This window comes from Chryseobacterium sp. AG363 (assembly GCF_003610675.1).
Lineage (GTDB): Bacteria > Bacteroidota > Bacteroidia > Flavobacteriales > Weeksellaceae > Chryseobacterium > Chryseobacterium cucumeris.
Genome location: NZ_RAQF01000002.1, coordinates 1,726,239 through 1,750,413, shown reverse-complemented (window position 1 = coordinate 1,750,413; position 24,175 = coordinate 1,726,239). Strand labels below are relative to the sequence as shown.

Genomic DNA, 24,175 nt, shown 5'->3' with positions numbered 1-24,175 from the left:
ATTTGTGCTGAAAGGAATTTTGTTAATAATGATATGATAAACAGTATTTTTTCTCTTTATGATAAAAGAAAAATAAGTAGACGTCAGACGAGTATAAAAAGCTGATTTTTATATTCTAAAGAACGGGTAGAGTTCTTAAATATACCATCGGAAATATCAGGATCATGAAACAATTTGTAATTTCTAATTATAAACAGTTGAAATAAAATAATATGAACGGACCAATTATCAGTAGGAAAAATGGACTTGAAAATCTATTTTCTTTCTTATAAGCTTCTTCAATAGTAGAATTATACTAAAGAAGAAACTTTACTGTTGATGATCAGGGTTGAGAACTTATTTTTCCTTGTTGTAAGTTTGGGCAAGGTTATTTTTTTGATCCCCAATTAAAGAGACTACTGTTAACGATTTATGATCAAGCTTTTGAATAAGTAATGTATCAATATCGCTACTGGCAGAGGGTTGTGCTACTCCTACAGTGCGGCTCCATAGAAATAGGGTATCATGGGAAACTTTCCATTGTTCATATAACAACGTGTGCATATTTATTGATACAGCAATACCATTGTCACGAAGCTCAATACCTTGCTTTTCATTTTCCTGCCCTGGAATAGGCTGTACCCATTTTCCTATAAGTTCCGCCCTTTTGGAATTAGGGTCTGATGTTGTGTTGGGATCTGTCTTTATATTTTCCTTTTTTGGAGAGGTACATGCTGCCAAAATACTAAGGATAATTATTGAAATTGTCTTTTGCTTCATAATTTTATGTCTTTGTTTTACGTATGTATATGTTTGTTATATAGGTTGTTATGTGTGATATCGGTGTGTGATCTGTAACTGATTCTCTCTATATATTGGCTGAGCCTTAAAGTTGCTGCTATAATGGATTTTAGTAAATAATAAGTTAATTTTTTTTCAAAAATTAATATCGTATTTCCATTATTTTTACTAATATAAGGTCAATAAAATATTATTCGCAAAAGTACATAAATGTTCTTAATAAGAGGTTTTTAAATCTGTAGTTATAAAACTACATAAGCCACAATTTTAATTGGCAGACAGAAAGTTGATGTATATTTCTGCAATATTTATTTTATAAAATATAGTAGATGTTGTCTATTGATTATTGCGTTAACGATAGATTAGGTAAATTTAAGTGATTGAATTTATTAAGATCAATTCAGTAAATCATCTTTCTATATTTGCCCCACTATAAAAGAAAAATTATGAAAAAAAATGTTTTACTAGTGGGTATTCTGATCACATCAACACTTTACTCTCAACAGTTGACAACCAATACAGGAAGCCCTGTTGGGGATAACCAGAATTCTAAAACAGTTGGTAATAATGGACCTGTATTGTTGGAGGATATTCATTTAATTGAGAAATTGGCTGCTTTTGACAGAGAGCGAATTCCTGAAAGGGTAGTGCATGCAAGAGGAGCCGGAGCCATCGGTGAATTTGTTGCAGATGCCGATTTTTCTGATGTTACAATGGCTGATTTTTTATCAAAGGCCGGTAAGAAGACGCCTGTATTGGTAAGGTTTTCTACTGTTGTACATCAGCAGGGATCTCCGGAAACCTTCAGAGATCCAAGAGGATTTGCTGTTAAATTTTACACAGATCAAGGGAATTATGATTTGGTAGGTAACAATTTACCGGTGTTCTTTATCAGAGATGCCATTAAGTTTCCAGATATGGTTCATGCATTTAAACCTTCTCCGGTTACCAATAATGCTTCGGATAATAACAGGGTTTTTGATTTTATGGCTAATATCCCGGAGGCTACCCATATGCTGACATGGTTGTTCTCTGACAATGGAATTCCTGCCAATTACAGAGAGATGCAGGGAAACGGAGTACACGCTTTCAAATGGGTTAATGCAAAAGGAGAAATAACTTATGTGAAATATAAGTGGGTTCCAAAACAGGGAGAAAGAAATCTTACTCAGGAAGAGGCTGATAGAATCCAGTCTACACAAATAGAACATGCAACAAGAGATTTATATAATTCTATCCAGAATAAAGACTTTCCAAAATGGGATTTATATGTGCAGATGTTGAAAAAGGATGATTTTGAAAAGCTTGATTTTAATCCGGTTGATGTGACCAAAGTTTGGCCGGAATCTATCGCAAAATCAGTGAAAGTAGGAACGATGATCCTTAATCAAAATCCGACAAATTATTTTCAGCAGGTAGAACAGGCTGCTTTTTCTCCCGGAACTCTTGTTCCTGGAATTGAGCCGTCAGAAGATAAATTGCTCCAAGGAAGACTGTTCTCCTATTTTGATACCCAAAGACACAGAATTGGCGGAAATTTTCAGCAGTTACCAATTAATGCTTCAAAAAATAATGTGACAACATATAACCAAAACGGTTATATGTCTATGAGAGCTCAGAATGGAGAAGTAAACTATCAGCCTTCAATCGCTAAGTCTGAAGTTATCGACAATAAAAAATTCAAATACTCCCAAACTGTTTTCCCTGCTGGTACAACAACAGTACAGGCTAAAATAGACAAGGAAAACAACTTTAAACAAGCTGGAGAACTTTATCGTTCTTTCTCAAAAAAAGACCAGGATAACCTGATTAAAAACCTGGGTAGTGCTCTGAACAGTGTAGAAAATAAAAAAGTAGTGGCTAAAATGATCTCTTATTTCTATCAGGCAGATGCAGAATACGGAAAACGACTGGCACAATATGTTAAAATGGATCGTCAGCAGTTGGAATCTTTATTATCTTCAAAATAGAAATAATGAAGTATCTTTTTTCTACCATCATGCTGCTTCTGATGACGAGCAGAGTGAGCGCACAGGATATTTTTGCTTATGCAAAGACAGATAATGTAGAAGCTATTGCTCAATTCAAAAAAGAAATTAATTCTAAAAATGAGGAAGGCTATACTCCTTTGATACTTGCGGCATATCATAATCAGGAAAAAACGGCAAAGTGGCTTCTTGAAAATGGAGCTCTGCCTGATCTGCAGGATAACAGCGGGAATACTGCACTGATGGGCGCTACCTTTAAAGGATATAAAGAAATGATTGTACTGTTGATTTCTCATAAGGCGAACATAAACATCAAAAATTATAATGGTGCAACGGCTCTTATTTATGCTGCGGTTTTTGCAAGAACAGAAATTATAAAACTGCTTTTAGACAATGGAGCAGATAAAAATGTTAAGGATAGCAGAGGCAATACAGCTTTGCAGCATGCTGTGATGCAAAATAATGAAGAAGCTGTAAAACTGCTTCAGCCATCATAATTTCATAAAAGAGTTTTTATTTTTTGTCAACTTCCGTAATAATCCTTCTGTCAGTATGATAGGAGGATTATTTATAATGTGTTGTCAGGCTGTGCAGCAGTAAAAGCCGGTTTATTTATATTTTCACGATTTACAGAGATTTGTAATTTTTAAACTACATAAGTGGGATGCAATACTACACGCACGGCAATTTGTTTTTACACGGTAAAGCTGAATTTTTCACATCTTGTATTTTAAATTTGTACCATCAAAATGAATAAGTTCAATTCTTGAAAATTAGAGAACTATTAATTTGATAATGATAAAATGCAAATAAAGAATAATAAAATATATTTAGACTCTCAAACAACGTAGTAATGAAAAATCATCCGTAGAAGAATATATTTATCTCAGACTGTACAGCTTCTATGAAGATTTTAATTGTGCTTTTTGTTTATCCTTAAACAAAAAACATCATTTTCCTATTCCATTTTTAAGTAAAGGAATATTTATCAGTCTTGTGCCATCTGTGCACAAGTGGATATGAGAATCATATTTGCTGGATTATCCCATGTTTTTCACTTCAAAAAGTTTAAATACTAAAATTAAAATAATGAGAAAAAATTTAACAACCTTATTAACAGCAGTCCTGTTGGTAACTTCTGCGGGTATTTTTGCACAAACAGCAGGTGTAGGGATTGATACTACAACACCTAATTCCACACTGGATGTCAATGGAAAACTGGGGGTTACTGATATTGATGGGCTTCAGGCACCGAGACTTACCCGCGCTCAGCTTTCTGCAAAAGGAGATGCTCTTTATGGAGCCAGTCAGAAAGGAGCATTGATATATATTACAGATATTTCAGCGGGTGACAACACAGGACCAAGAGTGAATATTAATGATGTTGGATACTATTATTTTGATGGAACGATATGGCAAAAACTGATTAATAATTTTAGCAATCTTTATAATGCAGACGGAACTCTTACCAGTAAGAGAACAGTTACACAAAATGGAAAGGATTTAAAATTTGTGAATCAACAAACTACAACTATTAATAATAGTGTGGGGCTGGGTATCGTACAGGATTCAGGAACGGGAACAAGATCTTCAATGGGATTTTCCAATGGTGGAAATTATTCATTGTTTATTTATTGTGATACCAACTCAGAATCACAAATTTCAGCTACAGGAAACAGTACCGGACTTTCTATTGGAACAGGTTTTACAAATTCACCTACAGGTATTAATTTTGTGACTACCCCAGTGGCGGGAGCTAATGGAAGTGCACAAGTAAGTATTGAACCAAATGGGGATACCTTTTTTGTTAAAAATGTAGGTGTTGGATATTCTACTACTACTTTTGCGCCAGGTGAAAAATTAAAAGTAAGCGGAAGTATTACGACAGCAACAACTACCTATCCCGATTATGTATTTGATAAGTATTATAATGGAAAATCTTTATTGAATTCTAAATATAAATTTTTAAATATTTATGATACAGAAAAATTTATTAAAGAAAACAATCATTTACCTGGGGTAACTTCTATTAATGATTTAGCAAAAACGGAAAATGGACTTTACTCATTTAATTTATCAGAACTTTCAACCCAGACATTAGAGAAGGTTGAAGAACTTTACTTGCATGTTATAAAACAACAAGCGCAGATTGACGCTCAAAAAGAACAGATCAATAAACTACTTGACTTAACCCAAAAATTACAAATAAAAATAAAGTCCAGAAAATAATAATTGTAACCAGAACTTGACGATTCTGATAGAATACAGATGATTAAAAAAAACGGAATATATTAATTCCGTTTTTTTAATTTTACCTACATTAATAGGTGTGTTGATATTTTTTTATACCAATTACCAGTTGATTACTTGTGTTTGTGTGTTTGGTTTTTATCACCTAACCTTACAAGGTCAACAGTATTTTTAATATTCAGTTTTTTATAAATTCTTGCCTTGTAGGTACTTACTGTGGAAAGGTGAAGATTTAATTCATTTGATATTTCAATGTTTCCATACCCCTTAACCAGCAGGTCAAATATTTCCTTTTCTCTTTCGGATAATGTTTCGAGTGGATTTACGGGATTATTTTTTTTAGCTGAAGAAACCAGTTTTTTCACAATCTCAGGAGAGTAGTAGGTTCCGGTTTCAAAGATTTGCTGAACTGCTTCCAGAATATTGTTTTCATCCGATAATTTATTGATATATCCATCGGCACCTTCAATGATATACTGTACTGCGATATCATTGTCATATACAGAGAAAACCAGAATTTTAAGAGTGGGCTGTATTTTTTTTAATTCACCAATCATGCTTAAATATTTACTTTCCGGCATATTGATGTCCAGGATGAGCAAGTCAAATTGTTCAGTCTGTAATTTTTCTGTGAGTTCTGTATAAGATTCTGCACATGAGATTTTTACGTCTTTGTAGTGGGATTCCAAAATCAGGGTTGTTCCTAATCTTACTACAAAATGATCGTCGGCGATAATAATTTTTCTAGTCATTTTTTTGTTTTTTTATTTTAATTGATACAATCGTTCCAATAGGGGTGTTATTTTTAAATTCAATTTTACCATTGATCATCATGAGCAGCTGAAGGATGAGGTGCAATCCTAAGCTGTATTTTTGCAACACGAGTTTTTCATTTTCGATATTATCCTGAAGCTTTTCATAATAGGTCATCTGTTCCTTACTCATTCCTCTGCCGGTATCTCTTACTTCCAGAAAGAAGAAGGTGCTATCCTCACTAGTAGAAAGTTCTATAACTCCATTGGTGGTATTTTTAATTGCATTGTCTATGAGATTATGGATGATAACGGCAATCACATTCTGATTGATCTTTGAATAAGTAGGATCTTTAATATTGTTAACGATCAGGGTATTTTGTTCTTTGGCAGCAACTTCAAAAAGTATTTTTTTTGCTTCTACAACTTCATAAATATTATAGGTTTCATTCTTTTCAGAAATATTATAAATTTCTGCATACTCTTTTAAGGTTTTTACGAAATTGTAAAACTCTACCGAAGATTTGTAGAAACTTTCAAAATATTTCTTTTGAATATAACGGTCATGCTCATCAGTTTCATATAACTTTTGTGCTGTAATGGATAAAAATTTTATAGGCGTAATAATATCGTGGCTTATGGTCTCCAACAATTTTTTCTGTTGGACACTCTCTTTTCGAAGCTGCTCTTTGGTATATTCTAATTTTGAGACTGTTTTTGATAGCGTTCGGGTTCTAGCTTCAATTATTTTTTCAAGTTCTCTTTTTTTCTGTTCCTGTCTTTTTATTCTTATTTTAAGGAGGGTAAATACAATGAGAGCTAATAATAAAACAATACAGGATTTAAAAATAAGCGTCTGATAAAATAGATGTTTTACGCTGATATTGAGTATTTTATAAATGTATTTGCCTTCAGGTGAAGTTAACACCCTTACAATGAGCTGATATTCTCCGGGCTCAAGATTTGCTATATAATATTTACCATCATTGTTTACTCTTTCCCATTTTTCATTCTTGGAATTCTTTAATTTTGCCTCGATAACCAGATTGGCCCTGTTAGCATAATAAGGAATATCGATTAAAATAACCGCTTTATAGAAGTTATTTTCCAGATTAATATTATGACCTTGTATACTGCTTTTGGATTCTGAGAATACTACCCGTTCCAAAAAGAAGTTTTTAGGATAATAGCTTCTTATTTTCTGAGGATCGAAAAATACCAGGCCTTTGATGGAAGGAAACACGAAACTGCCATTTTGAAGAGCCGCTGCACTTGGCGAACATCCTCCGTTAAACTCATTCGTATTAAAGCCGTCTTCTTTGCTGTATCGGTAATAGTTGGGTAAGACTTTTGGGTCTTTAACAGATTGAAGCAGATTGTCTTTGAATACCTTGAATAAACCGTTATTAGTACTGATCCATAGAAACCCGTTTTTATCCTCCAGAATAGTATGTGAAAATAAAAGATAGCCGTTTTTATCTTGAGGCATTTTAATGAGCTGCCCATTTTTATAGAGGAAAAAGCCGTTTCCCTGAGTCATAATCCAAAAATTTCCATCCCTTGTCTTTGTAATTTCTCTAATATGTATGGGGCTTACAGATATTTTTTTAGGAATAAAAGAAGGAGCTTCTATCGAATACAAAGCATCTCTGCTCCCTACCAGCCATTTATTATGACCCAGTTCCTGTACTGAAGTCACAATATTAGGAATCGAAAAATGTAAAAAAGGATTTTCAAAACTGGAGTCTTTATAGAAGGTGAGTTCAGATTGTAACGAAGGGATGTGAAACGTTATAATATAGTAATTGTTGATATTCAGTACATAAGACGCTGTTTTGTCAAAATGATGTGATTCGTTTTTAGTATAATCAGAACTCTTTAAAAAACGGACTAGTGTCGTGCCATTTTGAACAATAATATTTTTTTGGCTGTCATACAGTAAGAAATATTTGGTTGTTGTATTAAAATGATACTGCTTTAGCAGTCCATTTTCATCGTACACATCTCCTGAAGAGGTAATTACTTTATCATTATCAAAAGGAAGTATTGAATAAAAAATATTTTCATAGGATTTATCAGATCGGTTGGCTACATGGAAATTGTTAAACTTAATGACGTTCAATCCATCTGATAAAGTGCCGAGATACAATTTATTGTTGATCTCATCATGATAAATGGAAGCCAAAGGGTTTTCATTAAGATCATAATTGATCATTTTTTTTAATCCGATCACATTGTCTTGATAGGAAACTTTGTACAAAATATTATCATGTAGGATAAAACATTGATTATTGATCTGGCTCCAGTAAATTTTGACATTCTTTTGGAAGAAAATGTCTGAAGCATCCAAATAACCAACTTTACCTGACGAAATTTTGATAATCTTTTTTAATGTTCTGGAAACAATAAAAATATCTTGCCCAAAACAAAATGTGTCTGCTATATAATTATCATGCAATTCCTTTAAAGCAACTGTGCTGGAATCATTATACCATATGGTTCCATTGTTCAGTAAATGGTAGAAATTCTTTTTGTCAAAATAGATAAAAAAATTTTTATTATTTATTTTTTCCGGGGTTCCGCTTTTTACAAATAATCCATATGATTTACTTTCATGCTGCACTTTTTTCGTACAATTGGTCTGCTGATGCAAAACATTTATATTTCTTTTAGTAAGGAGAACTATGTTTTCAGTATATGCTGTTATATTATAAATAGAATCCTTTTTTATACTTCCAAAAAATACTGAAAACCGGTTATTCTTAAGGTTGAGATGATTATATGTTACAAAATTATAGCCGTCATAGCGTACTAATCCATTTTCTGTACTGAGCCAAATAAAACCATATTTATCTTTAATAATGTCTTTTACACTATTCTGTGGAAGGCCGTTATCTGTGTCATACCATACAGAAGCTGCCTGTTGGCTATAACAAAACTGTATACAGACCGAGATTAGGAATATGAGGATTTTAGAAGACATGGGTAGGTTATTAAAGATAATTTTTCATTCCGCATTGAATTATTAGTAACATAAATGTAGTAAAAATTAATGATTGTTAAAATTTTAAAATGTCGTTTATAAACTACAACAAAGCCAATTAAAAATGACAATATTGATAATCTATCTTTACAGTAATTATTTTAGTGTTTATCAAGGTTATCAGATCTTTGCACTATAAATTTATTACTTGATTTTAACCATTAAAGTTAAATATGTTCCCAAGCATTTTAAACTTGACTTCAAGGTCATTTTATACAGGGGAGTAGCTTCTCCTCTGTATTTATAGAGATAAATAAATCTATTTTATACAAGTTTTTTAAGTGAAAATTATACAGATTTTCATTGAAAAATATTTTACATAAATAAATTATGAATTAAATATCTGTTTCTAAAAAACAAAAGATGAATAATAAACAAATGAATGTGAAAAAATTAAACCCAAGTGCTATTAAAAACACAAAAATTACATCTTTAACAGCAGTTCTGTTAGGCTTATCATCCAGCATTTTTGCACAAACTGGAAATGTAGGGATCAACACAACATCACCAACAAAAACGCTAGATGTAAATGGTCAGTTACGTGTGAGAGATTTACCAATTATTCCAGCCGGAACTCCTATGGTTGCTGATGGTAATGGAAATATAGGAATGTTTAAGACTGTTGACCCAAACGATTTTATTTTGTACAATGTTGATAGTAATGTTAGACAAAATACGAGTGTAAATGTACCCTTAACATCTATATTAAACCCACTGCAAACGAATGCACAGGATGGTGGCTCAGGGACTACTATACAGCCAGCTAACTGCTGGGTGATACCTAATTCACAGGTTATATTTAAGTTTCCTGCAGGCTCCATAAGGAGAGGTACAGCAACATGGAGTACCTGGTTTGAAATGGCCTATGGATTTGACTGGTCTCAAATAAATATAATTGGAGGAACTGGGAGAATTAGATTGCCCCTTTTTTTTCATAGCAGAGCCTATGCCAGACTCTATAAAAAAACGGGAACTACGTGGTCTGTTGTTGACGTAGTTACAGTAACAATGCAGACCACTCAGATTTCACCATATCTTCAAGAATCGACAACCAGAGATAATACAGGAAATCTATACACAACACCAGGGAGTACCAACCAGAATTTCAGATATTTTTTATCTGCTTTTTATAGTATCGGAGATGGTACGACAGTGAATGTTGATCCTGATAGCGAATATAAAGTAGAATTGTTATATGGAATAGAAAACTTTTCATCAAGAGAAACCCTTACGAATCCTGGTCTTTTACAAAACTGGGGAGTACAATCCGTAGGATATAGTTTTTATAAAAATTAAGATTATTAATTACATTTTTGAATGAGCGGGATAGCGATATTCCGCCATTTGAATTCAAGGATGTATGCGGATAAAATGAATAAGAATAAACACTTTTAATATTGGAGAGGAATGAAAATAAATAATAAGAAAAAAGTAAGCCGATACATGATTTTTCAGTTAGTTGTATTGGTGCTGCTTTTTTTGAACATTATTATTCTTATGTATTTTGGTTACCCTTTATTTTCAGGAATATTTTTCGTGACAGCCTTAGCTGTGCTCGCATACGGAGCATTGAAAAAACGTTTTGTATTCGAATATGAGAATTCCGGGCAGGTGGTTTCCATTAAAAACTATCAATGGTTTTCAGGTGGGAAAAAATTGCCGGTCTTTGAAATGCCTCAAAAAAAAATTGTACGGATAGAAGTAAAAAAAAGAGGCTTTCGAAAATATTTAATTATTCTTTTTTCAAATTCTTCAGGAAAGGTATTAAGACGAAATATTGATATTACTTTTTGTAATGAAAATGAAACCTGCCAGCTTTTGGGAGATATAACCAACAATTTGGTAAAGAAAGACCAGAAACTTTCTTCTGATCAATAATGTTGCTTTTTGAATAAAGACAAATTAGTTTAAGATGGAAAATTTAAAAGATATTCATATTGGTGCTTTGGTATATGAGCGTGTAAATGAACAGGATATTGATATGGGCAGAATCTGCAGATTCTTGCAATCGACAGAAAAAGAGATCCTGGAAATGTATTCTATGAAATCCTTAGATGTGGATGTACTTCTAAAATGGTCAAAGTTATTGGAATATGATTTTTTCCGTCTCTACTCCAATCATTTAATATTATACGCTCCCGTTGCCAGTCAGAATAAAAATGTGGTAAAATCAAAATTACCCCAATTCCGGAAGAGTTTATATACAAAAGAAATTATAGACTATATGCTGGAGCTCCTCGAAAATAAACAGAAGACTCAAGTTGAAATCATTAATCATTACGGAATTCCCAAATCAACATTGAATAAATGGATAAGCAAGTACAAGCAATAAATACGGGACCTAATTATAAAAGAATTTACCATGATTTCATAGAATCTAAATGTCCGGATAAAAGAGAATATGTAAAGAAATATCTATCAAAAGATACCCTGTCTTTATCCGATGTTTTGAAGATTAATAATATTATCTTTTTTGATGGATTCTCTGAAAGTCAGAAATTCAAATCCTATGATAGACAGACTATTTTTGAAATTCTTGATTATCAGAAAACACATAAATTAAATAATAGCCAGCTAGCCAAACATTTTAAATTAAGCAGAAATACGGTTACAAAATGGAAGAGGATATTTTTAGTATAATCTGCATTTTTCCATTATAAAAAAGTAGTAAGGGGAGTATTACTTCGTTTTTTTTCTAAGTTTTTAAGAGTATATCCATCGGATATACTCTTTTTCCTCTTAATTCCCAAAAGTCTGATATAGAATGCTTTCTGTGGAATGTAGTTTTTTATCTACAAATATTGGTTTTTATTATATCTGTGGTCTTTTATCTTTGCGAACTATTTTTATCTACGGTAATAATTATGGGAAGTTTAAATCCGATTTATTCTTTAGAGATTAAAGCATTTCTGAAACAAGAGGTAAACGTTTTTTTATGAGTAAAAAATAAAGCTAAAGTCTCTATTTCTTTGCCTGTAGATAAAAATTATCCATATAAACCGCCTGATGTACTCCACTTAGCATAACTTTCAAACCTAAATGTGAATCTTTTTTCAAAGAAACAGTAAATGTTTTTTTGTCACCTGTTATTTTGGAAGGTTTAGTAATTGAAACATAGGTTTTTACATCAGAAGGGTTGTCTACTGAAAAAAGTTCTAAGGTAGTTTCTCCTCCATTATCAGAAAGATCAAGAGACAGTGTATAGATTCCAGCTTTGATTTCCGGTGTTACCAGATACATGTTTTCTCCAGGATTGTTCATTGAATAGAATATAATTCTTTTATCACTTGCATAAAGCATAGATTTTCCGGGTTGAGCCATCCAGCATTTATTGATGTCTTTCCAGGTATCAAAACTTTCTCTAAGAGTGGCTACAGGTTTACATTGTGCATGTGCTGTTAGAAACCCTCCTATAACTGCTATTCCCGTAAGTACAATTTTTCTCATGTGTTATTTTTATTTATAATGAGTAAAAATAATTAAAAAAGTTTAGACCGGATGCTATTCTTTTATGATTTAAGTTAGCTTCCACTAATAATTGGTGCAGAGAAAATCAAAATAAATTCATAAAATGCTGTAAAATAGTTTGATAGAGGGTGTGCGTTTTGCAGAATTTATGATTTAAAATTAAAATAAGCTTTCCGATGGCAGAAAGCTTATTCAGTTTTAAGCAAAATATAATTATAAACAAGACTTAAAAATAAAATAATTCTATTCCTTCGGTTATGAGTGAGATCATATTAATTTTTTATCTCTTTTCCGCAATTGATAAGTTCGGTGACAAGCTGCCCACTTTGCACTGCCCAATAATTTTTGTCACACACTACAATTAAATTCCGTTTAGCTCTACTCACAGCAGTATTAACCAGATTAAGGCCTTTGGAAACAGGAATAGTAGTGTCAACAAACCATTTATCATAGGTGTCAACAATACTTAAAATTACAGTATCCCATTCTCTGCCCTGAGAACCGTGAACAGTGAGGATTTTCAAATCATTTCTTTCTTGTGGCAAAGAATTGTTGAGTAATCTTATTTGTTTTTTATACGGGGTTAAAATGACAAAATCCTCCGTTCCATTTTTTTTAAGGTTATGAACAAGCTTGCTTATTTCTGAAACTTCATTCATTGATACTCTTGATTTTGGTCCTTCATTTTTTTTAGCATTAATATACTGTATCTGGGTTTCTCCTTCCGGATTATTGGAGCTAAAGTTGTTTTCATAAACATATTTAGATAGAATCTGAGCCAGATTATTTCCGAACCTATAGGTAGCATTTAAAGAAGTCTTGGAAATATGTTCAGATTTGAATTCCGAATTGTCCAGGTACTGATTTCTGGAGAAATCCTTTGATTTCGAAAAAAGAGTGTCCAGGAAAATGGCTGACTGAGCCCATAAAAACATATTATAAAACTTGCCATCCCTTTCAATACTGCTGTCGTTAATTTCACAAACCGGAGGTAATTGCTTGTGATCCCCCAGAAATGAAATGGGCGTTGAATGATTAAACAATGTCAAAGCTTTAATAATATTGGCATATCCTGCTTCATCCAGAAAAATATGCTCAACATTTAACTTTGATTCTGTGTAACGTCCAATATAGCCATCTAAAGTGCATCCAATGATATTGACGGACTTCAAACGTTCTTCAGTAGAGGAAATAGCTAGTTTAGCTCTTAAATCAACATATCTTTCCAATTCAGATTCTATTACGCCCGGGCTGTGATTTTTGTATTCTGAAAATAGATGCGTGTCAACTTCTAACTTATCTCTTTTTTGAAGGAGTATGGTATCTGCCTTTTTTTTAGTTTCTTTTATATTTGTGACAGACAGTTTAGAAAGAACAGACTGAACTTCCGGAAGAAATTTGGTCTGGTTAATCAGATTAGTGATTTTTATAGATACTTTTTTCTGAATCTCAGCTAAATCTCTCTCTTGAACCGTTCTTTTCTCACTGATTTCAGAGAGTTCATATTTCAAATATTCCAGATCTTTATTGAAATCATAAATTCTCTTTCTACTCTCATAAACTTCCTTTTCTGCACGCGTTGGTTTACTGCTGAATGCTTTGATAATCTTATGGGAAATAGAATTTATTTTAGCAATATTTTTTTCCAGCTGTTGAGTTTCTTTAATGCTGTTTTCAGAGAGTAACTTAACCTCTATCTCCTTTTTTCTGAATATGATATTCACCTCAGCCAATGAGTCTGTATCTCGTTTTATACGCGCAGAAAATTCAATTAAATCATCAAATTCAGGAGTTAAGTCTATAAATCTGTCAATGGCTTGCTGCTGATTTTTAAAATTTAGCATTCGTTCCAGAATATCAATTTGTTTATCTATTTCAGCCAGCTTTTTTTGAACCCCTTTTTCTTCACAGACTTCGGGAAATTCTTCCGCAAATTTTTTGGAGGGCGTTCCCAGGCGTATAATTTTTTTTCTGTCGATCCCAGCCTTATCAGTCATTTTAATGATCCCTTTTAAAACTTGCTCAATCGCATTATTGGTGGGAGCTAAAATGGCAATTGTATCCCCTTTTCTGATATAATGGAGCACTGCATAGGCAAGAACAAATTGGGTTTTCCCTGTGCCGGGAGCTCCCCAAACATAAGAAAAGGGATTCGTGAAAATATTTTTTAATGACTGTTTTTGGTTTTCGGAAGGCAGAAGATTTTTCTCAGGAAAAAAGTCAATATTCTGAAAGTCCTCTGAGTATTTCGAAGTTCTCGTAGGTAGGGAGAGATTGCTTCCATTATGTACGTACCAGTATTTCACTCTTTCAACCAGGAACTTCAGATCAGAGACCACTTTAAGGTCATTTCTTTGTAGCCCAATGAAATCCGGGGATATTTTGTCAGAAGGTTTAATTAAAAGTATATTTTTATCATTGTCGTATTCAATAATTTTAATTTCTGTGGAATCATAATCTTTACCATTGCGGAAATTCCTGAAAAAAACAGCTTCTGTATCAAAAAGCTTTGCAGACAAACGAAGCTTAATCACAGTATACCTGCCTGGCAAATATTCTAAATCAAAAACATCAACTTCCTGGATGCCTTTATTGTTATTCTGTAGATATTCATAATAGTTTTGGCAACTGTCTATTGCTATTTCTCTTATTTCTTCTGCTGTCATTTATTTGACATTTATAAATATTATTCTGCTATTTGCGGGTTGGTGTTTGTAAAATTAACTTGTAATGGGGTTATCTCATTATGGTTTTCCGTAAAAACAAAACTAATGATCTTCTTAAAAGTAAGAATAAGTATTACTATATTTATTAAGGTTCTGGAGTTTTTTAAAAGAATTTGAACGAGTTAAAAAAAAGAAATAGAAAAAATAATATTCTTTATAATCACGGTTACAGAAAGATTGGGTGGCAGTGATTTATTTCTTTTTTAAGCTATAGAAGGAAAATTTTTATAATTTTAGCTTATTATTTTATAATCTGAATGGAATACACCTATAAAACAAACACTTTTTTTCTTTTAAAAACTGTAATTTATACCATTGGATTTCTAAGCTTAATAGCAATGTCAAGACTTTGGATAGGGTCAAATGAAAATTGGAATCAAATGATAGAAAATGATTTTATTCCGGCATTAATAGTCAGAAGTATTTTTTTTACATTGGCAGGATTACTATTTTTAGGATTATCTTCAATAGTAAGCAAAATTTACAGGAAAGAAAGCCCTTTTTTGAAAGAACTGGTTATTCTGCTGTTGTTTTCTTTCACGCTGAATGTAATACTGATGTTAGGCTTAATCTGACATGAATTTATAATAAAATACAGACACTCTTTTATTTATAAAATGAGACTATCGAATAAAGTGGGCTTTATATAGAAAAATTTCTGAAATGTGGTAGGTATTGAAGCTTTATTGGCGTATTAATTGATACAAGAAACTTTATTGAATTTTGATGACTAATGGCTAGAACGACTGTAACTCTGATTTTCCTTTTAAGTGGTTTTTTCTTTTTAAATGCACAGGAAAAGAAAGATTCGCTGTATTACAAAATAGAAGAATTTTCAGATAAGAGAAAAGTTACTAAATTCATTCACCGTTTTATATTTCGTAGAGAGCCGGATTCCACTTCCGTGAAGTCCAATACTGAAAAGCTTTTACAAAATACTTATAACAAAAAAATTATCAGAAATGTCAGGATAGAAACCATTGACCCTTTTGGATACAGTTCTAAAGACGGTAAGGAAATAGGCAAATGGTATGATTGGGTAAAGGATCACCTTCATTCCAGTACCAGAAGATCAACAATCAATAATTTTTTGCTTTTTGAGGAAGGAGAAGAGTATAACGCCCAAAAGCTCTATGAATCAGAGCGTTTGTTGAGAACAATGCCTTTTATCAACAGAGTTAATATCAGTGTTTCCGACAGCACTTCCAGTAAAGATTCTATAGATGTTGTCGTAAAGGTATTGGATTCCTGGAGTCTGAAGCCGAGAATCAGTTATTCCGGAAGTAAAATTGGTTTGGGAGTTACTGAAGAGAATGTACTGGGACTGGGACACACCCTGGATTTCCTTTACAGAAATGATTCAAAAGAAAAGCAGGATTATCTCTTAGGAAGCTATACCACTTATAATCTTTTTGGTACTTATATCAATGCCCAGATTCTTGGAGAACGGGACTTTTCGAGAAATGAGAGAATTAATTTCAGCCTCAGAAGAGACTTTTTCTCTCCTTTAACGAAATGGGCGGGAGGTTTTACATTTGAATATTTTATGCGAAAGGTTTTACTTCCGACAGAAACGGATACTGCTTTTCCTGAAGTTCAGATTAAAGTATACAGTCAGGATTTATGGGGAGGTTATCAGATTCCGGTTTCATCTGATCCCCGTGAGAAGGTATCCAGCAATATTGCCATCATAGGAAGATTTCAGAACTATCAGTACAAAGACAGTCCGGGAATTGATCAGTATCAATATTTCAGTTCTTACAACAGTTTTCTGATGTCTGTCGGATTTATTCAGAGAAACTTTTCAGTTCAGAAGAATATTTTCCAATATGATTTGCCGGAGGATGTTGCTTATGGCAATTCTGTAAACGTCATTGCCGGAGGATTATCAAGAAATAAAGAAGTGAATCCGTATGTGGGAATTTCAGCATCTTATGGGCGTTTTACAAAACTGGGATATTTTACAGTGAAAGCACAGTTTGGAAGGTTTTTTAATGAAGACAGTCAGAACAGGGAATCTTTCCGCTTTGATGGAACTTATTTCACCAACCTTATGGACTGGAAATTTGCCAAAGCAAGACATTTCTTTTCTCCAACATTAGCCTTGGGAAATCCACAGCATAATTACTCGTATAAGGATAGGATCAACCTTTCTTCTGCAGATGAATTTCCTGTTTATAATTCTGATTATATTGGCACAAAAAAAATAGTGTTAAGGTATCAGCTTCAATTGTTTATCAATAAAACCTGGAAGAATTTCCATTTCAGCCCTTATTTAACTACTGCAGTGGGTTGGCTGGGAATGCCCGATGATAAACTATTGAAGACCAAAGCCAATACAAAAATCGGAATAGGTGTTTTAATTAATAATCCCTATCTTGTTTTCAACAGGATTCAGATTTCTTTCATGTATTATCCGCGTGTTCCTTTTGATAATAATTCTGTTTTTGATTTTAACAGTAACAGAAATAATCTTTTACCAATGAACAGTTTTGCAACGGATGTTCCTCATTTTGTCAATTTTGGAAATTAATAATAGAAGATCAATTGGTGCTTAATATCCTGAAAATAAGTCGTTTTTCAGATATTATATACGGTGATTCTTTTTGATATAATATTACCCATTTGGGTAATTGACAGGTTGTTATATTATCACAAAATTTGTGATAAATAGACTGTATGCTGTAAAGTATATTCAGATGTAGTTTAAAAAAATCATAACAACTTCAAAACTAACCCCTATGAGACCTTTGAATTTTCTTTTATTATTGACCGCACTCTTTACATCTGTTGTGATGTATGGACAGCAGACTAACACGATACCGACTGTACCAAAGCCAATTCCTATAACCGATGCTGAAAAATGGATTGCAATTTCTCCTATTCTGCTCTTCCTTTTAATTACCTGTCTTGTCTTTTTTAAACTTAAAAAAGATAAAGTCTCTTTAAAAGATCTCCTTTTGGATAAGGATGCGAATGTTCAGATAGAGGTAGAAAAAACAAAACAAAGAGTGGCTTTTTTATCTGCTTCTACTGAAAGTCAGCAGGCAATGAAGGCCGCAGATGCAACAGCTGGCAATGGTGAAGATCCCAATGCCTCAAAACCTAATACGAGTGTAAGCCGTTTTCTTGCATTTATAAGCGGTTTGGTGTCTGTAGGTCTGGCATGTGTTCTCACCACCTTTGCCATCTGGAATTATTTTGATGTAAGCAATTTTCCCAACCTGAATAATCTCGTTGGTGTTTTACTGACCCTGGGGATTGGAGTGGTGCCTTATGCGTTTAACAAAATCACTACAGCAGCTAAATAGACAGATTTTAAAACAATAAAAAACCTTCCTTGCTTTTGACAGGGAAGGTTTTAATCAAATTGCAATAAACATTCTGAAAACTAAACTACTACATCTATTTTTACATTGATATTTCCACGGGTTGCTTTTGAATAAGGACATGTTGCATGGGCTGTTTCCACAACTTTTCTGGCTTCGTCTATTGCAAATCCCGGTAAAAGTACCTGTAAATGGGCTTGCAGGAAAAATCCATTATCATTGGTGGCCAGATCTACAGAGGTATTGACAGATAAGTCCGGAGGAAGGGTAACTCCCATTTTTACCGCACCTAAATGCATCGCACCGATAAAACATGCCGACCATCCTGCTGCTAACAACTGTTCCGGATTGGTTCCGTTTCCCTTTGAACCGGGAGAAGTTAGTTCAATACTAAGTTTGCCATCACTGCTTTTTGCTTCTCCGTTACGGCCTCCCGTTACAACGACATTACCGGAATACAGCACTTTACTGATATTGACTACGGTTGTATTTTCTACTTCCTGAATGGTATTTAATTCCATATTTTTATTATTTAGATTAAACGATTCTGTTGATTGATCCTATTATTCTTAAAGTTTTTTTCTTAAATCTTTGAAAGCGGCTCTAAGCTCTTCTGTAAAGATCTGCGGCTGTTCCCAGGCTGCAAAATGTCCGCCTTTTGAAGCTTTATGATAATAATATAAAGTAGGATAAGCTTGCTTCGACCAGCTTTCCGGAGCCTGATAAATTTCGTGAGGAAATACCGAAACAGCTACAGGAACTTTAATGTCTTTGGTCTTCTGCGCCTCCGCACTGAAATTATTCTTGTTATTTTCCCAATAGAAACGTGAAGAAGACGCTCCGGTATTGGTAAGCCAGTAAAGGGTAATATCATCCAGGATGGCATCACGGCCAATGATATTCTCAGGATGAAGATCACTTTCACTCCATTCGGCAATTTTTTCGTAAAGGAATGCTGCTAAGGCTGTTGGAGAATCAGAAAGCAGATATCCTGTTGTCTGTGGACGTGTTACCATCATTTCCCCGTAAGCTGCATTTCTTCCAAAGAATGTACTCATTGCATTGTATGCTTTTGCTTCTGAGGCAGAAAGTCCTGACGGGGCGGGATCACCGGCATTGATTGGTTTTACAAGTTCGGCAGGAATGGTAGCCGGCATGGTAAGGTGGATTCCCAAAAGACCTGAAGGAGCCTGTTTTGCTAATGCATCAGAAATAACAGAACCATGGTCACCACCTTCAGAAACATATTTTTTGTAGCCGAGTCTTTTCATCAGTACATCCCATGTACGGGCAACGCGGTCAGGGTTCCAACCAAGCTCAGCAGGAATCTCTGAAAAACCATATCCCGGAATGGCAGGTATAATTACATCAAAAGCATCACTTGCTTTTCCTCCGTATTTTACAGGATCAGTCAAAGGATCTATTGCATTGATAAACTCCAGCGGAGAACCAGGCCAGCCATGGGTAAGAATTACAGGCATTGCATTAGACTCCTTTGAACGTACATGGATAAACTGGATATCAAGTCCGTCAATTTTTGTTACAAATTGGGGAAGCGCATTCAGCTTATTTTCTACTTTTCTCCAGTCGTATCCGTTGCCCCAATAGGTGATAAGTTCTTTTAACTGCTCAAGCTGGATTCCCTGAGAAGCATCTTTCACAGTCTCTTTATCCGGGAAGCGGGTTTCGGAAATACGTTTTTTAAGATCATCCAGCTGAGATTGTGGAATATTGATGTGAAAAGGACGGATACTGGTATCATTTTTTGATAATAGAGTAGCAGTATCATTTTTTTGCGCCTTAGAAATAGCAGGTGTACCTAAGATAAAAGTTGCTGCTAAAAGAATTGTTGAAATTGTTGTTTTCATTGCTTTACTGTATTAGATTTTAAATCTGTTTTTTCTTTTTGATGAGACAAAATTATACCCTGAGATACACCTGGGAAACGAGTAATGTGTTCAAGTAGTCATATTTCACAGTGAAACAGACATTGCAGATGGTGAACAGGAAACAATATGAAGCAGATGAAAAGTAATGCTAAGAAAAGTGACTGAGATATTGATCTCAAAAAGGATAAAAAAATAAGCTCCGTTCTTCTATAAAAACGGAGCTTATTTTGTGAAAACATTTTTTTCGATGTTATCCGTGAGCTTCTACAGATACATCATTCCATTCTTCCCATACTTTTAAGCGCTGTTCGTAATTTTGTTTTACGAAAGGAAGTGCTACTTTTCCAAGCAATAAACGCAATGGAGGATTTTCAGTTTCTGCTAACTTTATCAATGCAGGAGCTGTAGCTGCTACGTCACCAAAAGAAGTTTCAGATTCTGAGAAAGCCTTTTTAACACCATCGTAAACAGGATTACTTTGTGTATTAATTCCTGTATGCCAGATATTGGAAGCATAGCCATTAGGTTCTACCAAAGTTACATTAATTCCAAAGCCTTTTACTTCTGTTGCTAAAGTTTCGCTTAATCCTTCCAGTGCAAACTTAGATGCATTATAAAGTCCCATGGTTGGTAAAGTAGCCAATCCTAAAATAGAAGAAACCTGAATGATATGACCACTTTTCTGATCTCTCATAATGGGAAGCACCGCCTGTGTAAGCCATAAAGTTCCAAAGAAATTCGTTTCAAACTGTGCTCTTGCTTCCTGTTCGTTGGTTTCTTCCACCGCACCTGTTAGTGCATATCCTGCATTATTAATCAGAATATCAATGCTGCCGAAGTGTTGGTGTACTTTCTGAACTACTGATAATGATTCCTCTCTTTTATCTACATCTAAGGTTAAAGGCAATACGGAATCTCCATATTTTTCTTTTAAATAATCAAGCGTTTCTACATTTCTGGCTGTTGCAGCCACATTGTATCCTTTGGCTAAAAAGGCTTCTGCCCATGCTTTTCCGAAACCTTTTGATGCACCTGTAATTAAAACTGTTTTTGACATTGTTCTGTTTTTTAAATTGTTATGATTATATTTTTTAAAAGAATTATTTCATATGTAAATGACCGATCGGTCATATTTTGGATAAAAAAAATTACACTGTATTTTCTTCAATCATTTTTTTAAGATTTTTGACGATAGTTATCATTTTATCGTTATTACCAGCCATTCTTGACATTAAGTGTCCACCTTCAAGCATGGCAAACAAAACTGTTGCAAAACCTTCCGCATCCCATTCCGCTCTGAATTCTTTATTGGAAATTCCTTTTTCTATAATACCGGAAATTAATTTTTCTCCCTGTTTTATTCCATTGTTTATTTTTCCTTTAACGACTGGATTGGTATCATCAGCTTCTGTTCCAAAGTTTAGCAGGGGACACCCGCCAACTACAGGCGGATGATTGGGATCACTAAAAAAATCAATATAGGCGAATAACTGTTCCCTGGAAGTTTTAAATCTGCTTAAAGTTTTTTGAAGTTGATCAGTCAGCATTTGCATATTATGCTCAACAGCAGCACAGGCAAGTACTTCCTTATTTTCAAAATGAACGTACATACTGCCTTTAGACAACTTGGTGGCCTCCATAATATCACTCATAGAAGTAGCTGCAATCCCTTTTGTATTAAAAATAGGTGCTGCTTTTTCTATAATGAACTGTCTGGTTTCCTCCCCTTTTGCCATAATAATAGTAAATAATGATGCAAATATATGACCGATTGGTCATAAAAACAAATTTTCTTTGATTTAATTCTGAAAAAATTATCAGTTAATAACAATAAAACAGCCAGAACCTCTATGATAAGACATTTTGTTTCTATTTATCATACATTTATCTTTACTATTTGTTTTTAACTTGAAATAAGGTATACAAGGTTAAAATCTTATTCTGTTTTACTGATGATACAACAGAATAAGATTAACAATTAAAGCTGATAGCTGATCCCTAAATTAATTATACCTTTATATCCAAAGCCTAATTCTGCAAACCCTGCAATTTTTCCACCTATTCTTACACCTGCTCCTATCACCTGAAAGTTGAAAGAACTGCTTTTGGAAGATACACTTTGAACATCTGACTGATTAGGACTAAGTTTTTCATTTGAAAAAGTATATCCTAAACCAACCCCTGAATACATTCTGAACTTGGGTTTCGAGATATAGGAATAAGTACTATTGACAGCGAGTGTATATATATCATTCTTCTGGCTCGCTACAGTAAGGTTTTGTTTATTAACAGAAGCTGTATATCTTTCATAAACAAGATCTGTACCGATGGTCCAATTATCTTTAACTGCATAATTGTAACCAATAAAAAGAGCTCCGGAATGTTTTTCATCAGTAGTTTTCGTTTCAGTAAATGGTGTTATTATAATATCTGTGAAGACTTTGCCGATTTCGTTGGAAGAAAGAACACCATAACCTGCCTTGATCTCTGAAGTGCCTTTTTGCTGGGCATTGAGCAGAACTACATTAGAAATTAAAAAGCAAATTAGAGTTTTGTTTAGATTGTTTGTCATAAAGTTATTACTTAAATATTTTGATGTTTTTTTGTTGATTGTTTTGGAAAATGATGTTTACGATATACATTCCTTTCTGATACTGTGAAAAATTTATCTTATGATCAGCGATTTCCGTACCTGAGATGCTGGAAACCCTTCTTCCTTCACTATTGTAAATGATTATTTCTTTTACCTTTTCCTTACTTATGATATAGGCAACATCTTTCACAGGATTAGGGTAAAATATAAGCTCAGGCTGTACATTCATATCCGCAGTTCCCAAAGACCCAATAGTAATTGTTTTGCTGAATGTTTCTGCACAGGAGTTTTTGCTGACCGTAAGTGAGACTGTATAAGTTCCCGGGGCAGTATATTGATGAACAGGATTCAATGAAGAATCGGTGATGCCATCGCCAAAGTTCCATGATACAGATGTGTAATTGGCGGAATGATTGGTGAAATTTACAGTTGTTCCGTTAATTCCTGCTATAAAATCCGAATGAAGGTGAAACGTATTACTATTCCATTGTGGCGGATTATTAAAAAAAACAAGATCTGCAATATTCTGAAAGTTTTCGGCCGTATTTTGAGGCATTCCGTTATAAAAAGTGGATGGAAATACATGATCCTGAAAAATTGCAGAATACATAGTGGCTGCCACAAGATAACTTCCTTTAGGTCCAGGATGAATATCGTTATAAGATCCGTGAAGAGCCAGATCCTGGGAAGAATTGTAGTAATGTCTTGCAGATTCTCCGGCAGGAACCATTTCCACCTGCATCAGGTTAGACATCTTCGTAATGGAATCCTTAATTTTTTTCTGAAAAGCAAAATAGGTGTTGTATTCATTGGCAGATGGAACTCCATAGGGAATTTCATACAGAAAAATCTTAGAACAAGGACTGTATTTACGAATAGAATCCCTGATTTTACGGCCGCGTTCAGCGGTTACAGAAACAGGGTAAGAATGACCTGCAGATTCCGCAGTTCCGGGCTGCATGATCACGTATTTATAGTTTTTAGATCTTATCTTTTGATACAATGAAACATCATCTACATGATTCACAAATCCGGTTCCTCCGGGAGTATGTGTTGTTACAGATAGATTTTTCCCTTTTGAAGCCGCTATATTTTTAAAAATTTCAGGCATGTCATTAAAATAGGTGACGCTGTTTCCTATAAACAGAACCTTATCAGACTGGCAGAATGATAACACTGAAAAACCAGTACATATAAGAAAGAGTAGTTTTTTTATCATAGAGTATTTTTTTGAGAGTTATTTAAAAAAGGTACCTGCAGAAAACCACTTATCATGCAGGTACACAACACAAACGATGATTAAAAATGTTTTTTTATCAATATAGAGCTATATACTTTTCTTTATCCGTTTTTTAAT

20 protein-coding genes are annotated in these 24,175 nt (G+C 33.7%); 9 read left to right on the top strand and 11 right to left on the bottom strand.

Annotation, left to right across the window (positions count from 1 at the left end):
* Nucleotides 1–336 precede the first annotated feature (336 nt).
* Entirely contained in the window at nt 337–759 is a 423-nt protein-coding gene (locus DEU39_RS07965; RefSeq protein ID WP_120231547.1) for a lipocalin family protein, read from the bottom strand.
* 467 nt (nt 760–1,226) lie between these two features.
* On the opposite strand from DEU39_RS07965, the gene DEU39_RS07960 reads away from it, so the two are divergent.
* From DEU39_RS07960 to DEU39_RS07950, 3 genes are all read left to right on the top strand, one after another.
* Nucleotides 1,227–2,750: a catalase gene (locus tag DEU39_RS07960; RefSeq protein ID WP_183037393.1), complete on the top strand. Its 1,524-nt coding sequence runs from the start codon at nt 1,227–1,229 to the stop codon at nt 2,748–2,750.
* A gap of 5 nt (nt 2,751–2,755) precedes the next feature.
* A complete protein-coding gene (locus tag DEU39_RS07955) occupies nt 2,756–3,265 on the top strand; it encodes an ankyrin repeat domain-containing protein (RefSeq protein ID WP_120231546.1) in 510 nt (169 codons plus the stop codon).
* 592 nt (nt 3,266–3,857) lie between these two features.
* The gene (locus DEU39_RS07950; protein ID WP_147367569.1) at nt 3,858–4,997 is read left to right on the top strand and encodes a hypothetical protein; all 1,140 of its coding nucleotides are present in this window, start codon (nt 3,858–3,860) and stop codon (nt 4,995–4,997) included.
* Between the two features lie 134 nt (nt 4,998–5,131).
* On the opposite strand, the gene DEU39_RS07945 is transcribed toward DEU39_RS07950, so the two are convergent.
* Together DEU39_RS07945 and DEU39_RS07940 are read right to left on the bottom strand one after the other, a co-directional pair.
* Nucleotides 5,132–5,770 (bottom strand): response regulator transcription factor, encoded by a 639-nt coding sequence (locus DEU39_RS07945; RefSeq protein ID WP_062675219.1) that lies wholly within the window; start codon nt 5,768–5,770, stop codon nt 5,132–5,134.
* Nucleotides 5,763–8,753: a two-component regulator propeller domain-containing protein gene (locus DEU39_RS07940; RefSeq protein WP_120231544.1), complete on the bottom strand. Its 2,991-nt coding sequence runs from the start codon at nt 8,751–8,753 to the stop codon at nt 5,763–5,765. Before DEU39_RS07940 ends, DEU39_RS07945 begins: the two co-directional genes overlap by 8 nt.
* A gap of 423 nt (nt 8,754–9,176) precedes the next feature.
* On the opposite strand from DEU39_RS07940, the gene DEU39_RS07935 reads away from it, so the two are divergent.
* The 4 genes from DEU39_RS07935 (at nt 9,177) to DEU39_RS07920 (ending at nt 11,453) form a co-directional block, all read left to right on the top strand.
* On the top strand, nt 9,177–10,109 hold the full coding sequence (locus tag DEU39_RS07935; protein WP_120231543.1) for a hypothetical protein: 933 nt from the start codon (nt 9,177–9,179) through the stop codon (nt 10,107–10,109).
* A gap of 111 nt (nt 10,110–10,220) precedes the next feature.
* Nucleotides 10,221–10,691 (top strand): hypothetical protein, encoded by a 471-nt coding sequence (locus DEU39_RS07930; protein ID WP_062675216.1) that lies wholly within the window; start codon nt 10,221–10,223, stop codon nt 10,689–10,691.
* A 34-nt stretch (nt 10,692–10,725) separates the two neighbouring features.
* Nucleotides 10,726–11,145, top strand: coding sequence for a helix-turn-helix domain containing protein (locus tag DEU39_RS07925; protein WP_062675215.1), 420 nt, complete (start codon nt 10,726–10,728; stop codon nt 11,143–11,145).
* Entirely contained in the window at nt 11,121–11,453 is a 333-nt protein-coding gene (locus DEU39_RS07920; RefSeq protein WP_062675214.1) for a hypothetical protein, read from the top strand. Before DEU39_RS07925 ends, DEU39_RS07920 begins: the two co-directional genes overlap by 25 nt.
* Nucleotides 11,454–11,774: 321 nt before the next feature.
* On the opposite strand, the gene DEU39_RS07915 is transcribed toward DEU39_RS07920, so the two are convergent.
* Both DEU39_RS07915 and DEU39_RS07910 read right to left on the bottom strand, forming a co-directional pair.
* On the bottom strand, nt 11,775–12,260 hold the full coding sequence (locus tag DEU39_RS07915; protein WP_120231542.1) for a hypothetical protein: 486 nt from the start codon (nt 12,258–12,260) through the stop codon (nt 11,775–11,777).
* Between the two features lie 293 nt (nt 12,261–12,553).
* Nucleotides 12,554–14,947 (bottom strand): DEAD/DEAH box helicase, encoded by a 2,394-nt coding sequence (locus DEU39_RS07910; RefSeq protein ID WP_120231541.1) that lies wholly within the window; start codon nt 14,945–14,947, stop codon nt 12,554–12,556.
* A gap of 793 nt (nt 14,948–15,740) precedes the next feature.
* Here DEU39_RS07910 and DEU39_RS07900 point away from each other — a divergent pair.
* Together DEU39_RS07900 and DEU39_RS07895 are read left to right on the top strand one after the other, a co-directional pair.
* The gene (locus DEU39_RS07900; protein WP_120231538.1) at nt 15,741–17,540 is read left to right on the top strand and encodes a hypothetical protein; all 1,800 of its coding nucleotides are present in this window, start codon (nt 15,741–15,743) and stop codon (nt 17,538–17,540) included.
* 208 nt (nt 17,541–17,748) lie between these two features.
* Nucleotides 17,749–18,318: a hypothetical protein gene (locus DEU39_RS07895; protein WP_131797528.1), complete on the top strand. Its 570-nt coding sequence runs from the start codon at nt 17,749–17,751 to the stop codon at nt 18,316–18,318.
* Between the two features lie 80 nt (nt 18,319–18,398).
* Here DEU39_RS07895 and DEU39_RS07890 read toward each other — a convergent pair whose 3' ends face one another.
* The 6 genes from DEU39_RS07890 to DEU39_RS07865 form a co-directional block, all read right to left on the bottom strand.
* Nucleotides 18,399–18,857: an organic hydroperoxide resistance protein gene (locus tag DEU39_RS07890; protein ID WP_120231537.1), complete on the bottom strand. Its 459-nt coding sequence runs from the start codon at nt 18,855–18,857 to the stop codon at nt 18,399–18,401.
* Between the two features lie 48 nt (nt 18,858–18,905).
* Entirely contained in the window at nt 18,906–20,204 is a 1,299-nt protein-coding gene (locus DEU39_RS07885) for an epoxide hydrolase family protein (RefSeq protein WP_120231536.1), read from the bottom strand.
* A 271-nt stretch (nt 20,205–20,475) separates the two neighbouring features.
* Nucleotides 20,476–21,282: an SDR family NAD(P)-dependent oxidoreductase gene (locus DEU39_RS07880; RefSeq protein WP_120231535.1), complete on the bottom strand. Its 807-nt coding sequence runs from the start codon at nt 21,280–21,282 to the stop codon at nt 20,476–20,478.
* A gap of 91 nt (nt 21,283–21,373) precedes the next feature.
* Complete coding sequence (locus tag DEU39_RS07875; RefSeq protein WP_062675205.1) at nt 21,374–21,961, bottom strand: TetR/AcrR family transcriptional regulator; 588 nt, start codon at nt 21,959–21,961, stop codon at nt 21,374–21,376.
* A 242-nt stretch (nt 21,962–22,203) separates the two neighbouring features.
* Nucleotides 22,204–22,797 (bottom strand): outer membrane beta-barrel protein, encoded by a 594-nt coding sequence (locus tag DEU39_RS07870; RefSeq protein WP_120231533.1) that lies wholly within the window; start codon nt 22,795–22,797, stop codon nt 22,204–22,206.
* Nucleotides 22,798–22,804: 7 nt separating this feature from the next.
* Nucleotides 22,805–24,037, bottom strand: coding sequence for a PKD domain-containing protein (locus DEU39_RS07865; RefSeq protein WP_120231532.1), 1,233 nt, complete (start codon nt 24,035–24,037; stop codon nt 22,805–22,807).
* Nucleotides 24,038–24,175: the final 138 nt, after the last annotated feature.

What these genes read in the sequence shown, in the direction of transcription:
- DEU39_RS07965 (WP_120231547.1), bottom strand. Translation starts at nt 759, where the DNA reads ATGAAGCAAAAGACAATTTCAATAATTATCCTTAGTATTTTGGCAGCA.
- DEU39_RS07960 (WP_183037393.1), top strand. Translation starts at nt 1,227, where the DNA reads ATGAAAAAAAATGTTTTACTAGTGGGTATTCTGATCACATCAACACTT.
- DEU39_RS07955 (WP_120231546.1), top strand. Translation starts at nt 2,756, where the DNA reads ATGAAGTATCTTTTTTCTACCATCATGCTGCTTCTGATGACGAGCAGA.
- DEU39_RS07950 (WP_147367569.1), top strand. Translation starts at nt 3,858, where the DNA reads ATGAGAAAAAATTTAACAACCTTATTAACAGCAGTCCTGTTGGTAACT.
- DEU39_RS07945 (WP_062675219.1), bottom strand. Translation starts at nt 5,770, where the DNA reads ATGACTAGAAAAATTATTATCGCCGACGATCATTTTGTAGTAAGATTA.
- DEU39_RS07940 (WP_120231544.1), bottom strand. Translation starts at nt 8,753, where the DNA reads ATGTCTTCTAAAATCCTCATATTCCTAATCTCGGTCTGTATACAGTTT.
- DEU39_RS07935 (WP_120231543.1), top strand. Translation starts at nt 9,177, where the DNA reads ATGAATAATAAACAAATGAATGTGAAAAAATTAAACCCAAGTGCTATT.
- DEU39_RS07930 (WP_062675216.1), top strand. Translation starts at nt 10,221, where the DNA reads ATGAAAATAAATAATAAGAAAAAAGTAAGCCGATACATGATTTTTCAG.
- DEU39_RS07925 (WP_062675215.1), top strand. Translation starts at nt 10,726, where the DNA reads ATGGAAAATTTAAAAGATATTCATATTGGTGCTTTGGTATATGAGCGT.
- DEU39_RS07920 (WP_062675214.1), top strand. Translation starts at nt 11,121, where the DNA reads ATGGATAAGCAAGTACAAGCAATAAATACGGGACCTAATTATAAAAGA.
- DEU39_RS07915 (WP_120231542.1), bottom strand. Translation starts at nt 12,260, where the DNA reads ATGAGAAAAATTGTACTTACGGGAATAGCAGTTATAGGAGGGTTTCTA.
- DEU39_RS07910 (WP_120231541.1), bottom strand. Translation starts at nt 14,947, where the DNA reads ATGACAGCAGAAGAAATAAGAGAAATAGCAATAGACAGTTGCCAAAAC.
- DEU39_RS07900 (WP_120231538.1), top strand. Translation starts at nt 15,741, where the DNA reads ATGGCTAGAACGACTGTAACTCTGATTTTCCTTTTAAGTGGTTTTTTC.
- DEU39_RS07895 (WP_131797528.1), top strand. Translation starts at nt 17,749, where the DNA reads ATGAGACCTTTGAATTTTCTTTTATTATTGACCGCACTCTTTACATCT.
- DEU39_RS07890 (WP_120231537.1), bottom strand. Translation starts at nt 18,857, where the DNA reads ATGGAATTAAATACCATTCAGGAAGTAGAAAATACAACCGTAGTCAAT.
- DEU39_RS07885 (WP_120231536.1), bottom strand. Translation starts at nt 20,204, where the DNA reads ATGAAAACAACAATTTCAACAATTCTTTTAGCAGCAACTTTTATCTTA.
- DEU39_RS07880 (WP_120231535.1), bottom strand. Translation starts at nt 21,282, where the DNA reads ATGTCAAAAACAGTTTTAATTACAGGTGCATCAAAAGGTTTCGGAAAA.
- DEU39_RS07875 (WP_062675205.1), bottom strand. Translation starts at nt 21,961, where the DNA reads ATGGCAAAAGGGGAGGAAACCAGACAGTTCATTATAGAAAAAGCAGCA.
- DEU39_RS07870 (WP_120231533.1), bottom strand. Translation starts at nt 22,797, where the DNA reads ATGACAAACAATCTAAACAAAACTCTAATTTGCTTTTTAATTTCTAAT.
- DEU39_RS07865 (WP_120231532.1), bottom strand. Translation starts at nt 24,037, where the DNA reads ATGATAAAAAAACTACTCTTTCTTATATGTACTGGTTTTTCAGTGTTA.